This is a genomic window from Citricoccus sp., from assembly GCF_032154715.1.
Taxonomy (GTDB): domain Bacteria; phylum Actinomycetota; class Actinomycetes; order Actinomycetales; family Micrococcaceae; genus Citricoccus.
Map to the genome: position 1 here is coordinate 1 of NZ_JALDXU010000029.1, position 14,181 is coordinate 14,181.

Consider the following 14,181-nt stretch of genomic DNA (forward strand, 5'->3'; position numbering starts at 1 on the left):
TACGACGCCGTCTACCTCGTGGGAGGCCACGGAACCATGTGGGACTTCCTGAACACCGAAGGTTTGCAGAACCTGGTGGCCAGCGTCTACAACGCCGGTGGCGTGGTGGGCGCGGTCTGCCACGGGCCTGCCGGCCTGCTGAACGGCGTGACTCCGATCGCCGGCACCGCCGGCGGCGCTGATGTGGTCGAGGCCACCATGTCCGGCATCCACAACGCCATGGTGTGGGGCGCGGTCATCGCGCTCGTGGCCTTCGCCGGGTCCTTCTTCGTGAAGTCCGTCCCGGCCGATGAGGAGCCGGACGCCGTGGCCCACTCCCCGGCGCCCGCTCCGGAGAGCACGCCCGTCCACTGACCCACCCCGCCCCGGCGCCCATCTGGCGGTGGGGCGCAGAGGGTGGGGGACCGGTTACTGGCGGTCCAGGTCGTACTGGGCGGCCAGCCGGACCGGTGCGGAGCCGGCACCGTAGCCCTCGTAGCCGTCCCGGCGCTCGACCACCTCGAAGAACACGGTGCCCACGGTGCGGGTGTAGAAGTGCAGGAACTCCCCACCCTCGTCCCGGTCGTACATCACGTCGTTCTCCCGCAGCTCGGCGAGGAAGGCCTCGTCCAGGGCGAAGCGCGCGGCCAGGTCCTCGTAGTAGTTCGAGGGGACGGGCAGCATGCGCAGTCCCCGGGCACGGGAGCGGCGTGCCACCTCGACGGCATCCGAGGCCAGAAACGCCACATGCTGCGGGTAGGCGGCCTTCAGCCGGAGCTCGTCGTGGTCGATCTGACCTGTCACCGTGCGGGTACGGGAGGACCGTCCCGGGTCCAGGCCGTGCGGGATGAGGTTCAGCGGCACGCGGACGGCACCGTCCGGGGTGCGCATCACCTCGGAGCGCACCAGGCCCTGCGGGGAGGCGACGTCATTGCTGACCTGTGCCTCGAGCCCGAACAGCGAGCGGTAGAACAGCACACCCTCCTCGAACCACTGCCAGGGCTGGGCCAGATTGACGTGATCGATCCCGAGGATCAGCCCGTCCCCGGCCACGACGCCGGCCGTGCCCGTCCCAGCCCCAGCGTCACCGTGCGCCGCGGCGCCGGTGGCCGGGCCGCCGTCGTTCCGGCCGTACTCGGCCACCCACTGGGGTGCGGCGGCCGAGGTGGGCGCCAGGAAGACCTCGGTGCCGTCCGGGGCCTGCACCCCGCGCAGCACCATCTCGTCCGCCCGGTTGGCCCGCCAGGCTTTGGGGTAGTGCAGGGTGCGGGCGTGGTCCGCGGTGGTGCGGGGTTCCGGCACCTGCAGACCGATCGAGGCGATGACGGAGCCGCCGGCGTGCTCCAGCGGCGCCTCGGTGCGGTCGTTGGTGACCACGCGGGCCTGTCCGGCCGAGAAGAGGTGGACGTCCTTGGTGCGGTGGCGTCCATGGTCCGCGAAGCCGAGCTGCGTCAGCACCTCGGCCAGGTCTGCGGGTTCCGCGGCGCGGACCTCGGCGAAGTCCCACCCGGTGGGGTGGGCGGGTGCGTCCCCCGCCTGGGCGTCGTCGAGCCACTGCAGGGAGCGCATGGCCTCGCGGGCGGTGCGCACGGACTCCGTCTGGCGGTAGACGTCGGAGAAGACCTCCAGGGAGATCGGCCCGGCATATCCGGTCGCGTAGAGCTCCCGCATGAAGGTGATCAGGTCGAAGCCGCCCTCGCCGGGGAAGTTGCGGTGGTGGCGGGACCAGGACAGCACGTCCATCAACATGATCGGCGCATCCGCCATCTGGACGAAGAACACCTTCTCCCCGGGGATCGCCTGGAAGCCACGGACGTCGCCGCGGCGGGAGAGGATGTGGAACGAGTCCAGGCAGACGCCGAGGTTGGGCCGGTCGGCCTGTTCCACCAGCGACCAGGCGTGCTCGTAGGTGTTCACGAACCGGCCCCAGGCCAGCGCCTCGTAGGCGATGCGGATCTGGTACTGGGCGGCCAGGTCGGCGGCGCGGCGGAGCTGGTCCACCGCGACCTCGTCCTCCCAGCTCGTGGCGGTGCCGACGTTGGAGCACAGCAGGATCAGGTCCACGCCGAGGCGCTGCATGAGCTGGAACTTGCCCTCGAGCCGGCGCAGGTTGTCCTGGAAGATGCTCTCCTCCACGCCTTCCAGGTCCCGGAACGGCTGGTAGAGGTCCAGGGTCAGCCCGAGCTCCGCGGCGAGGTCCCGGACCTGCTCCGGGGACAGCGGCGAGGCCACCAGGTCCGGCTCGAACACCTCGATCCCGTCGAAGCCGGCCTCCGCGGCCGCGCGCATCTTCTCCTCGAACGTGCCCGCCAGGCACACGGTGGCGATCGACGTGCGGGACATGCGGAGGGGTTCTGCGTTGACGGCGTGGACGGCGGGGGCGCTCTGGCTCATGCCATTAACCCTACGTCGGTTCTCAGCGCTGCTTCGCGGCGACGAGCTCGAGGAAGTGGGCCCGTACCCGTTCCGGATCGGCATGGAGCCCGGTCATCAGGCCGAACGCGTCCAGGGCCTGGCCCACGGCCATCGTCCCGCCGTCCACCACCTGGCAGCCGGCCATCCGGGCCGCCACGACCAGCTCGGTCTCCACCGGCAGGTACACCACATCCGAGACCCACAGCTCGGGGCGCAGCCACGCGGCATCCACCGGGATGCCGGGATGGGTGTGCATCCCCACGGGCGTGCAGTGTGCGAAACCGGTGGCGGTGCCCAGGGCGTCCCGCAACTCGGCGTGCGGACGGGCCGTGACCTGCTGGTCCGGGAACTGCTCCTGCAGGTCGGATGCGCGGGCCGTGGCCCGCTCGAGGTCGAGGTCGATCAGGGTGAGCCGCTCCGCCCCGGCGCGCAGGAGTGCGTAGGCCACGGCCGAGCCGGCCCCGCCGGCGCCGAGCTGGACCACGGAACCCAGGTCGGGATCCGCCAGGGTGTTCTTCAGCCCCGTGATGTAGCCGGAGTAGTCGGTGTTGTGGCCCACGGAACGGCCCTGCTCGAACACCACGGTGTTCACCGCACCGAGGTTGCGGGCGTCCTCGTCCACCTCGTCCAGGTGTTCCATGATGGTCTGCTTGAACGGGTGGGTGATGTTGAACGCGTTGAAGCCCAGGCGCCGTCCGTACTCCAGCAGCCGGGGGGCCTCGTCCTGCGCCGACCGGCCCTCGAAGCCCAGGGCCGCCACGTCCACCGGACGGTAGAGGTAGAGGAGTCCGTGCTCACGGCCTTCCTTCTCATGCATGGGCGGGCTCAGCGAGGTCGTGATCCCGTCCCCGATCAATCCGACCAGATACGATTCCCCGACGGTGCTCATGCGTACTCCATTCTCGTGTTCATTCCCGGTGGCCGCCTTTAACGGTAGCCCCGTCAGGCCGGGGCTACCGTCCCGTCGTCCTCGTACACGGTGGCGCCGGCCAGGTCGCGGCCGGCCAGGTACCCGAAGGTCAGTGCCGGACCCAGATTGATGCCGCCGGCAGGGTAGAAGCCGCGCATGATCGAGGCATGATCGTTCCCCGCCGTGTACAGACCCTGGATCGGCGCACCGCCGGCGTCCACCACCCGGGCGTGGGTGTCCGCCGCGATCCCGGCGAAGGTGCCGAAGGAGCCCGGGCGCACGTGGACCGCGTAGAACGGCCCCTTCTCGAGCGGGGCCAGGGTCGGGTTGGGTCCGACCTCCGGGTCCCCGCCGTACCGGTTGAACGCGGTGGCGCCGCGGGAGAACTCCGGGTCCTCGCCGCGCCGGGCGTTCGCGTTGAACTCGGCCACCGTCCGGGCCAGCCCCTCCGGGTCGATCCCGCACTTCTCGGCCAGCTCCTCGATCGTCTCCCCCTTCACGAGGTACCCGGTCCTCAGGTACGGGGTCAGCGGCATCGGGATCGGTTTGGCGAAGCCCAGTGAGTAGCGGCGGATGGCAGTGGAATCCGCGATCTGCCAGGACTCCACCGGTTCGCCCTCCGGCGTCGCTGCGAGCATCCCGTCCACATAGTCGTAGTAGCCGTTGGCCTCGTTCACGAAGCGCCGGCCGTCCCGGCGCACGCCGATGGATCCCGGCTTGGCCCGGTCCATGATGTGCGGGAACACCCCGTGCCGGTTGCCCGGGTACGGCACCAGGGACACGGGGCACCAGGCGGCTGGGGCCTTCATGTCCGCGTCGAACACGCCACCGGCGGCCAGCGCCAGGTCCAGGCCGTCCCCGGTGGTCTCCTCGGGGGCCAGTGTCCAGTGCTCGTTGCCCGTGGGCGTCCGGGGGAACACCTCCCGACGCCGGCCCACGTCCTGCGGGAATCCTCCGGTCGCCAGCACCACGCCGCGCTGCGCGCGGACGTACCGGCCGCCGTCGGGAGAGCCGACGATGGCGCCGGTGATGCGGCCCTCCGCCGACCGGACGAGGACCTGGACCGGGGCATTGACCTGGATGTCCACGCCGAGGTCGTCCGCGGACTTCATCAGGCGGCCGGTCAGGGCCGTGCCGTTGACCAGGTGCATGGAGCGGCCCCGGGTGGCCATGTCCAGCAGGTGCGGGACCACGCGCTTGACCGAGTGGATCCAGCCCTCGGGCTTGAGCTTGGAGGCCTTGAGGAAGGTGGAGAGGTCCTGGCCGGCCATGATGCCCATGCCGAAGAACGAGGTGGGGTAGTACTGGCGGCGCATCTTCTTCAGCAGCGCCGGCCCGAACTCCTTGGCGTGCACGGGCGCCGGGCCCACGGAGCGGTTGCCGGTGCCCGCGCCGGGGAGCTCTCCGTAGATGTCGTTGATCTTGGCCCCAGTGACGAAGCGCATGAAGGTGTGGGCGTGGAAGAACCCGACCATGTGGGGCACGGCCTCCAGGAAGGCGTCGATCTTCTCCCCGGCGGCCTCGGTGTAGCGCTCACCGAGCACCGCCCGCAGGTAGTCGCGGAACTGCTCGCGATCCTCGTCCACGCCCTCGGCCCGGGCCAGTGCGGTCCCGGGGGTCCACGCCCAGCCGCCGGACCAACTCGTGGCGCCCCCGCAGACCGGCGCCTTCTCGGCGACCAGCACGGACAGGCCGTGGTACGCCGCCGTCACGGCCGCGGCCAGTCCCCCGGCGCCGGAACCGGCGACCAGGACATCGACGTCCTCTACCGGAACATCCAGCGTGAGGGCCTCTTCCTCGGACAGGAGGTAGGGGGTTGCGGTCTGGGGCATGGTAGCGATCTCACTTCTCTTGCGGTGGATGTCTGACGGTCGGCGCGGGAGCGGTCAGCGTATCGCGCGCTCGCCGAGGAGGACGAGGGCGGCGGACTTCAGGTGAGCCGCCCAGCCCTGTGCCCCCAGCCGCGCGACGGCGGCGTCGTTCGGGACCTCCAGCGAGACGGGCAGCTGGGTGCCGGCCCGCGGCGTCTGTGCCAGCCCGGATTCCAGTGCGGCCAGGACTCCGGCCAGCTCCAGGCCACCCTCGCCGGGGACCAGTCGGGCGGAGCGGGACTCCTCCACGAGGCCCTCGCGGTCGGCGGGCCGCTCGGCCGGGGCATCACAGAGCTGCACGAGCGGTGCCCGGGAGGCGGCTGCGGAGAGTTCCTCTGCCGTCCCCCCGAACCGGCCCACATGCAGGGTGTCCACCAGGATGTCGCAGCCGGCGTGCACGGCGAACTCGTCCGCCAGCGGTATCGAGGCGACCGTCTGGTAGCTGATGGGCTCCAGCGCGGGACTGATCCCGAAGGCGCGTCCGTCTTCCGCCATCTGTGCCAGCGTGTCCCGGGCGCGGGAGAGGTCAGGATCTCCGCACGCCACGGTCAGCGACTCGGCCCCGAGCGCCTGGCCGGCCTCGAACATCCGCAGCCAGGCATCCCGCTGGTCCGTGCCGTCCAGTAGCAGGAACTCGATGTCCTTGACACCCACCCCCGTCTCGGCCATCCGCGCCAGCGTCTCGGCCAGCAACCGGGACCCCGGTTGCAGGTCGTAGGGCTTCTCCGCCGCGGTCACCGGGCGCACGCGCACGCCCACGAAATCGAAGCCGGCCTCAGCCGCATGGAGCACGAGGTTCGGCGGCGCCACCGAGAGCAGTGACAGGGGCGCCAGTCCGATCAGGCGTCCGTTGGCTGCTGGCATCAGGGGTGACCCACTTTCTGGAGGGCGAGGGATGGTGCGGGAGACGCAGTCGACCCGCGTTGCCCCTCATGTAACCCGCTTCACACCACTCGGGCCACCTTGCATCCCATTGAACAGGATTTGCGGTGAGGTGGGTCACCAGCATCGCGACTCGCGCCCAGGACGCACGGGCACGAACGGTCCACGGGCGTCGAACCGCCGCCACCTCAGTCGCTCGGCAGGGTCCCGACCATCCCCGAGAGCCCGCGGGTGGCCGAGAGCAGCACGGGCACCTGGACCTTGAGGTTGACGTCCGCCATGGTCTGCACGATGGCCAGCGCACCCAGCACCTGCCGGTGCGCGTCCAGGATCGGCGCCGCGAGACCGGCCAGCGACCCCACCAGCACCCCGGGCAGATGGACATACCCGTCCACCCTGGCCTGGGCGAGCCGGCGTCTCATGTGCCCCTCGGTGACACCCGACTGCAGCGCGCTGGGGTCCCAGGGCATGGACAGGATCCGCTCCTGCACCGGCGCCGGCGAGAAGGCCAGCATGGCCAGCCCGGCCGAGACGGAGAGGGCCGGCTGGCGCAAAGCCACCTTCGTCAGGTCCTCCTGGGCCCCGCGATGGGTGAGCCGCTCCAGGTAGACGATCTCGGCCGTGGACTCATCCAGGATCGAGAGGCTGACGTTCTGCTTCAACGTGACGTGGATGGCCTCCATGAACGGCAGGGCCAACTGGGAGAAGGCCTGGAACCGGGTGCCACGCTGGCCCGCCTCCCACAAGGCCAGGCCGATCCTGAATCGGCCACGCCCCGTGCGGAAGAGCAACCCGTCCTCCGCCATGGCCGAGGCCAGCCGGTGGGTGGTCGACGTGGACAGCCCGGCCCGGCCGGCCAGCTCGGCAGCCGAGAGCTCACCGTGGTCGGCGTCGAAGCACTGCAGCAGGCGCGCCACCCGGGAGACCACGGATTCACCGGAGGTCGAATTGGCCACGAAGCACACCCTCTCGTCAGGTTGGTCCGGACCGGGGCCCACCCCGGCCCAGAGGTACGGAGGCGAGTGTAGCCCATTCAATGGGCTGAGGTTTGGCGGGGGCCGGGCCTACGGGGAAGGCTTCTCTGAAGCATCGTGACCGCGTTCACAGCAACGAGTGTCACCGGCCACCTGACCCCCCTTCGGTGATCCGTCCGCCCTGCGAGCAGAGCGCTCGGGGCGTCCTCCGGACCCGAGGCCGGCCACGACCACGTCCCCCTGGGAGAACACATGAGCACCACCATCCAGCAGGACACCAGCGGCGCGCTGGAGAGCCTGACCCCGGAACAGCAGCAGTACCGGATGACCCGGGCCAAGCGGGCCGGCTGGTCCGCCTTCCTCGGCGGCGCCCTGGAGTACTACGACTTCTTCGTCTATGCCACGGCCGCCTCGCTGGTCTTCCCGCATATCTTCTTCCCGGAGACCGGCAGTGACGCCCTGACCATGGTGGCCTCCTTCGGCACCCTGGGCGTGGCCTACGTGGCCCGACCGTTCGGCGCCCTTGTCTTCGGCCACCTCGGTGACCGGATCGGCCGGAAGTCCATCCTGCTCGCCACCTTGCTGCTGATGGGCGGGGCGACCTTCCTCATCGGCGTGCTGCCCACCTACCAGCAGATCGGCCTCTGGGCCCCGATCCTGCTCGTGGTGCTGCGGCTGGCCCAGGGCCTGTCCGCCGGTGCCGAGATCGCCGGCGCGTCCGCGCTGAGCACCGAGGAGGCCCCCGTCGGCCTGCGCGGGTTCTTCCCGTCCTTCTCCATCTCCGGCATCGCCGCCGGCATCGTCCTGGCCTCCCTGGCCTTCCTGCCGGTCACCGCCATGGACGAGGCCGACCGCCTCAGCTGGGGCTGGCGCCTGCCGTTCCTGGCGTCCATCCTGGTGCTCGCCGTCGCCTGGTTCGTGCGCCGGCAGCTCGCCGAACCCGAGGACTTCCAGGAGACCAAGGACGCCGGCGAGCAGGAGAAGGCTCCCTTCCTGGTCATGCTCAAAACCCACCCGGTGCAGTTCGTGCAGATCTCCATCCTGTCCCTGCAGGTCGTGACCAACACGCTGATGCAGGCCTTCGGCCTCTCCTACGCCACGTCCGTGGGCATCGACTCCTCCACCATGCTGTGGGTGACCATCGTCGGCAACATCGTGGCCATCTTCACCACTCCGGCGGCCGCCTACCTCTCGGACAAGATCGGCCGCAAGCCGACCTTCATCGCCGGCACGGCCACCACCGCCGTGATGATCTGGGTGTACTTCAACGCGATCGCCAGCGCGAACATCGCGCTGATCTTCGTCACCTCCACCATCATCCTGGGCGTCACCTATGCCATGTCCAACGCGGTCTACCCGGCCTGGTTCTCCGAGCTGTTCAACGTCAAGGTGCGCTACTCCGGCGTCGCCGTGGGCCTCCAGGTGGGCATCCTGGTCTCCGGTTTCACCCCGATGATCGCCACCGCCCTGGTGGGGGACAACTACGCGAACTGGGGCCCGGCCGCCTGGCTGGTCACCGGAGCCACCATCCTCGCGACCCTCGTGGCCCTGACCACCCGGGAGACCTACAAGACGCCACTGCGGGAGCTCGGCAACCCGGTGTCCGACGCGGAGATCGAGGCCGGGCTGCACCACGGCTCCCATCCTCGTTCCGGGCGATAGGGTCGTGACCATGACCAAGCCCCTCTTCGTGCTGAACGGCCCCAACCTGAATCTGTTGGGCCAACGCGAGCCGGACAAGTACGGCACTACCACCCTGGCCGATGTGCAGGTCCTCTGCGAGCAGGCCGCCACCGAGCAGGACCTGACGGTGGACTTCCGCCAGTCCAATCACGAGGGCACCCTCGTGGACTGGATCCAGGAAGCCCGGACGGAGGCGAGCGGGATCATCCTGAACCCCGCGGGCTACACCACCACCTCCATCGCCATCATGGACGCCCTGCTGGCCGCCGGGCTGCCCCTGGTGGAGGTGCACGTCACCAACATCCACCAGCGCGAGGAGTTCCGGCACCACTCCTACGTCTCCAAGGTGGCCAACGCGGTCATCGCCGGAGCCGGGGTGCACGGCTACCAGTTGGCCGTGCAGCACCTGGCGCGGCTGATCCGCGCCTGAGGCCGCAGAGCAGAACACCTCGGGCCCGACGCCGGCCGGTCGGCGTCCAGCGGACGCTTCCGTCCGGCGTCGCCCCGCCGGAGAATCTGCAGGTCGAAAACGCCCCGCGACACGCCGACAAAACGGCTTGTCACGGGGCGTTTTCGACCGCCAGTTGCATCAGGTGCTAGCCGCGGATGTCGATCGTGGCGGAGGCCTTTGAGCCGGTGCGGCCGTCGGCCTCGGTCACGGCTCCGTCCGTCTCCTCGTCCCCTTCGGCGGCCAGCTGGCCGCAGGCGCCGTCGATCTCCTTACCGCGGGTGTCCCGCAGCGTGGTGGGGATGCCGGCGGCCTCGAGCCGGTTGATGAACTCGTCCGTGACGTCCGGTTCGGACGAGGTCCAGATCGAGCCCGGCGTCGGATTCAGCGGGATCGGGTTCACGTGCACCCAGCCACGGCCGCGCGCGTTGAGCTTCTTCGCCAGCAGGTCGGCGCGCCAGGCGTGGTCGTTCATGTCCTTGATCAGCGCGTACTCGATGGACACGCGCCGGCCGGTCTGGACGAAGTAGTTGTACGCCGCGTCGATCGCCTCGTCCGCCTTCCACCGCGAGTTCACAGGGATGAGTTCATCCCGCAGCTCGTCGTCCGGGGCGTGCAAGGACAGGGCGAAGGTGACCGGGATGCCCTCCTCGGCCAGCCTGTTGATGGCCGGCACCAGGCCCACCGTGGAGACGGTGATGTGCCGGGCGGACATGCCCAGCCCCTCGGGGGCCGGGTCCACCATGCGGCGCACGGAGGCGATGACCCGCTTGTAGTTGGCCAGCGGCTCGCCCATGCCCATGAACACGATGTTGGTGACGCGCTCGGCATTGTGGCCGCCGTCCGTGCGCAGCCCGCCCAGTGCCCCCTCGGCGATGACCTCATTGGCGCGGACCACCTGCTCCACGATCTCGGCCGTGGACATGTTCCGGGTCAGCCCGTTCTGGCCCGTGGCACAGAAGGGGCAGTTCATGCCGCAGCCGGCCTGGCTGGACACGCACAGGGTCACCCGCCCCGAATAGCGCATGAGCACCGACTCCACGAGGGCCCCGTCGAACAGGCGCCACAGGAACTTGATGGTGTCCCCGTTGTCCGTGGTGAGCCGGCGGACCTCGGTCAGCAGCGGCGGCATCATCTCCGCCACGAGCTTCTCCCGGGCGTCTTTCGGCAGGTCCGTCATCCGGTCCGGGTCCGAGGTGAAGTGGGTGAAGTAGTGAGTGGAGAGCTGCTTGGCGCGGAACGCCGGCAATCCGAGCTCGGCCACCTTGGCCTGGCGCTCGGCGAGGGTCAGGTCCGCCAGGTGGGTCTTGGGCTGCGCGACGCGGGGCTGCTTGAACTGCAGCAGCGGCCGGCCGTCGTCGGTGGTCTGCTGCTTCCAACCTTCGGCCTGGGGCCGGATCTGCGGTCGGTCCCCGTCCGCGGCGGGGTTGGAGAGCATCCGCCCGTCCAGCGGCCCGCCGATCCCCTGCTGTTGCAGCCGGGCGCGGTCCTCGGCGATCTGCTGTGCCTCGGTCTCGTCGATCAGGCCGCGCTTCGGGCGGTTCAGCTTGAGCTTGCCGTCCCGGGCGTGCTCCAGGTGGGCGTCCGCCGGGTCGGCGGCGGGCGCCGCCGTGCGCCGGCCCTGCTGCGCCGTCCGGCGCGCCGGGGTCCGGTCCGTGCGGTCCCTACCGTGGTCCCCTCCGCGGGGACGAGAAGTCTCAGCCATCCCCGCCATTCTCCCACGAGTGTCCAATCGGTGGACGGGAGACTCCGGGGAGATTCTAGGGACGCAGCCACTCCCGGGACAGCCACCGGTCGGCCAGGATGGCGCGCGCGAGGTTGACCCGGGTATGGACCCTGCCCTTCGCCGTCCGCAAGGTCATCAGCGCCTCGTGTTCCGTCTCCATGGCGGCCAGCCTGCGGATCAGGGCCACGAAGCTGGGGTTCAGGATCTGCTCCAGGCGCGGCCAGGCGGCGCACTCCAGCAGGAAGCGGGAACTGGCCGTCAGGGGCTCCTCGACGAGCGACCGGTCCGGGACCTCCGCCATCCGGTCAGCCCCCAGCACGGTGACCGGCCGGGGCTCGGGGGTGGCCGTGCGCTGGTCGAAGTCCGGCCCACTGAGCTTCTCGGAGGGCCCGTCCCGCTCGAACCGGAACCGGCCGCCCCGGGCGAAGGGGACCGCCAGCGACTCGTTCCACACCCGGCGCATCACCAGGAACATGGCGATGTGGGAGAAGCGCAGGTAGGGCGTCAGGGCATCGGAGACGGCCGTGACCTCGGAGTCCGCGAAGGGGAAGAACACCTGGGAATACGCGTCCACCACCACGGTGCTGGCCTGCATGTACCGGCTCGCGCGGACATCCCGGCCATAGGCGTAGAGGATCTCCGCCGGGGTGCTGCCGGGCATGGACTCCGCCCAGTCCCGCAGCGTCTGCGCCGTGCTCTCATTGAGTTCCGGTGTCAGGATCTGGGCGTTGTGCGCCGCCCACTCGTGGTCCAGATCCGCCTGGACGATGCTCTTCTTGCGCTGATAGAGCCCCTTGAACGTGGGCCACTGCCCGGAGGCATAGCCCTCCCCGATCACGAAGGGGTCCGCGAAGGCGTAGGGGGCGCCGAGAGCTTCGGACAGGAAGAATCCCTGGCCGTCGCGCAGGGACTGGGTGAAGGAGTCGATGACGCTGCCGGGAACGCTCATGGCCGGGCGCACCACGGAGTGCCGGATGCCGGTCATCTCGGCCAGCTGCGCGGCCACCATCACCTCCTCGCTGCTCTCGCTGCCCTGGGTGACCGCATGGAGATCCTTGACGCCCCGGTTGCGCAAGAGCCCCAGCAGCAGGCGGCTGTCCTTGCCGCCGCTCAGCCGCAACTGGATGGTCTTCTCGGGCAGTGCGGCCAGGAGCCGATCGGTCGAGCTGTTCAATGCCGCCTCGAGCTCGGCCACCCCCGGCTGGAACGGGTCCTCGGTCGGGACGATGGTGGCGGGCGGCCGCGCGGGCCCGTCCACCACCTCCAAACGCCCGCCGGAGATCCTCACCGCACTCCGCGTGGGGATGGTCCGCACCCCGGCGAACGGGGTCTGGCCGGACATCGAGAAGCCGAAGTTGAGCGCCTCTGCCAGGTAGTCGTCGCTGGTCTCGACCGCGTCGACGTCGCCGCGGGCCATGGCGAGGGCGATGGCCAGGGGGCGGTTGGAGACGTAGACGTAGTCGGCGTCCTCGCCATAGTGGACGGCTTCGAGGGCCGGAACCGTGTTCCAGGCGAAGATCTCCTGCCGGTTCCCGGCGAGCGCCACATAGCTGCCGCCCACGGGCGTGCGCATCTCCATCGGGTGGCCGAAGAACCCGGACGAGCGCAGCAACTCATCGCCGACACCGGGGAACGTTGCGGAGGCCCACCGGGTGACCTTGCGGCGGGTGTGGCGTGCCGCCGTGGCCGGCCATTCGATCAGCACCGCGCCGGCGGACAGGCCCCGGTGGACCACGGGTTCCTGTCCGTAGCGTGGGCCCAGGAAGGGCGTGTAGGACTCGACGGCGGCGGCGCAGACGCCCTGGAGGCCGGCCTTTCCCACCTTGCCGCGCGGAACGATATTCAGAAGAACGGTCACGTCGTGTGGCTTCCCTTCACCCGGCACCCGTATCAACACGGGTCCGGGAACTCCGCAGGCCAACCCCTGCTCAGGCACCGCAGGCCGGAATCGCCTGTGGGTCGCTACCAGGGTAACGACCATGACCCACGGACCCGGGCGCGCAACGCGGGCCCGGCCCCGGTCAGCCCACGATCGTCCGGTCCCGGCCCGCCAGCCACCCGAAAGCCGCGGCACCGAGCCCGGAGGCGGCGAACAGCCACGCCGCTGGCCCGAAGGACCCCGTGGTGGCGAAGATCTGGCCGGTGATGAACGTTCCGGCCGAGCCCAGCCCATAACCCAGGCCCTGCATCATGCCGGAGACCCGGATCGCCATATGGGGCGTGGTGCTGCGCAGCGTGATCATGGTCAAGGCCAACGCGGTCAGCGCACCCTGACCCACGCCGAGGATGCCGGTCCACCACCAGATCCCGGACAACGGCCCGTGGATGGCCAGGATGAACCCGCCGCCCGTGAGTACGGCGGCAGCCACGTTCAACCACGACTGCGAGCGCAACCGCGCCGCCCAGACCGGGGCCAGGAGCGAGCCGGCCATCTGCAGGACGATGGAGAAGGCCACGATCCCCCCGGCCAGGCCGCCGTCGATCCCGCGTTCCCGCAGGATCGGAGCGAGCCAGGCGAAGCAGGTGAAGGAGGTCATGGCCTGGCAGACCATCAGGGCGGTGATGTGCCACGCGATCGGTGAGGTCAACGGGCTGCGCCCCGTGGTCGAGGTGGAGACCCGGGCGGAGGAGCGGTGCCGCAGGATCACGGGGATGAGCAGTGCCGCGGCCACCGCCACGGGCACGGCCCAGATGCCCAGGGCCAGGTTCCAGCCCCCCACCGCCTGGTAGAAGGGGAAGGTCAGCCCGGCACCGAAGGCCGCGGAACCACAGATCGCGGTGGTGTACAGCCCGCTCATCAGGCCCTGATGCTCGGCGAAGTCCTGTTTGACGATGCTGGGCAGCACCACGTTGGCCAGGGCGATCGCCGCCCCGGAGACCACGGTGCCGGCCAGCAGGGTGAGCATGGCGCCGCCGTCGGGCACGGGGACCGAGCGCAGCACCAGGCCGAGCGTCAGCAGCACCAGCGCACCTGCCAGCACCTTCCAGGTGCCGAAGCGGCGGGCCAGGACCGGTGCGAGCGGCGCGAAGACGCCGAGCAGAGTGGCCGGAACGGTCGTCAGCAGGGTGGCGCCCCACGCCGGCAGGCCGGTGGCGGCGACGATCTCCGGGAGAATGGCCGAGAAGCTCGAGAACAGGGTCCGCAGGTTGAGGGACACGAAGACCACGCAGAGTGCCAGGTAGATCCACGAGACCGCCGAGGGGCGGTTCGACGGCCCGGACGCCGGTGAAGTGATCATTCCAGCATTGTGCCAGCGCGGTGCCCGCTCGCGGCGCAGCGTCGCGATCCGGCG

At 70.3% G+C, this 14,181-nt stretch carries 11 protein-coding genes; 3 read left to right on the top strand and 8 right to left on the bottom strand.

Features of this window, described 5'->3' with window-relative positions:
* A partial coding sequence (locus tag RUH65_RS06950; RefSeq protein ID WP_313816587.1) for a DJ-1/PfpI family protein occupies nt 1-354 on the top strand: 354 nt, incomplete at its 5' end.
* Nucleotides 355-408: 54 nt separating this feature from the next.
* On the opposite strand, the gene RUH65_RS06955 is transcribed toward RUH65_RS06950, so the two are convergent.
* The 5 genes from RUH65_RS06955 to RUH65_RS06975 form a co-directional block, all read right to left on the bottom strand.
* Entirely contained in the window at nt 409-2,373 is a 1,965-nt protein-coding gene (locus tag RUH65_RS06955) for a TIM barrel protein (RefSeq protein WP_313816589.1), read from the bottom strand.
* Nucleotides 2,374-2,395: 22 nt separating this feature from the next.
* A complete protein-coding gene (locus RUH65_RS06960) occupies nt 2,396-3,283 on the bottom strand; it encodes a shikimate dehydrogenase (RefSeq protein WP_313816590.1) in 888 nt (295 codons plus the stop codon).
* A 53-nt stretch (nt 3,284-3,336) separates the two neighbouring features.
* Nucleotides 3,337-5,136: an FAD-dependent oxidoreductase gene (locus RUH65_RS06965; protein ID WP_313816591.1), complete on the bottom strand. Its 1,800-nt coding sequence runs from the start codon at nt 5,134-5,136 to the stop codon at nt 3,337-3,339.
* A gap of 54 nt (nt 5,137-5,190) precedes the next feature.
* Nucleotides 5,191-6,039, bottom strand: coding sequence for a TIM barrel protein (locus RUH65_RS06970; protein WP_313816592.1), 849 nt, complete (start codon nt 6,037-6,039; stop codon nt 5,191-5,193).
* A gap of 206 nt (nt 6,040-6,245) precedes the next feature.
* Nucleotides 6,246-7,013 (bottom strand): helix-turn-helix domain-containing protein, encoded by a 768-nt coding sequence (locus RUH65_RS06975; protein ID WP_313816593.1) that lies wholly within the window; start codon nt 7,011-7,013, stop codon nt 6,246-6,248.
* A 270-nt stretch (nt 7,014-7,283) separates the two neighbouring features.
* Between RUH65_RS06975 and RUH65_RS06980 the strand changes: the two genes are divergently transcribed.
* A complete protein-coding gene (locus RUH65_RS06980) occupies nt 7,284-8,693 on the top strand; it encodes an MFS transporter (protein WP_313816594.1) in 1,410 nt (469 codons plus the stop codon).
* 10 nt (nt 8,694-8,703) lie between these two features.
* Nucleotides 8,704-9,144: a type II 3-dehydroquinate dehydratase gene (aroQ, locus tag RUH65_RS06985; protein WP_313816595.1), complete on the top strand. Its 441-nt coding sequence runs from the start codon at nt 8,704-8,706 to the stop codon at nt 9,142-9,144.
* Nucleotides 9,145-9,310: 166 nt separating this feature from the next.
* On the opposite strand, the gene rlmN is transcribed toward aroQ, so the two are convergent.
* From rlmN to RUH65_RS07000, 3 genes are all read right to left on the bottom strand, one after another.
* Nucleotides 9,311-10,600, bottom strand: coding sequence for a 23S rRNA (adenine(2503)-C(2))-methyltransferase RlmN (gene rlmN, locus RUH65_RS06990; RefSeq protein ID WP_313816617.1), 1,290 nt, complete (start codon nt 10,598-10,600; stop codon nt 9,311-9,313).
* 322 nt (nt 10,601-10,922) lie between these two features.
* A complete protein-coding gene (locus tag RUH65_RS06995) occupies nt 10,923-12,746 on the bottom strand; it encodes a hypothetical protein (RefSeq protein WP_313816597.1) in 1,824 nt (607 codons plus the stop codon).
* 163 nt (nt 12,747-12,909) lie between these two features.
* Nucleotides 12,910-14,127 (bottom strand): MFS transporter, encoded by a 1,218-nt coding sequence (locus RUH65_RS07000; RefSeq protein ID WP_313816598.1) that lies wholly within the window; start codon nt 14,125-14,127, stop codon nt 12,910-12,912.
* Nucleotides 14,128-14,181 lie beyond the last annotated feature (54 nt).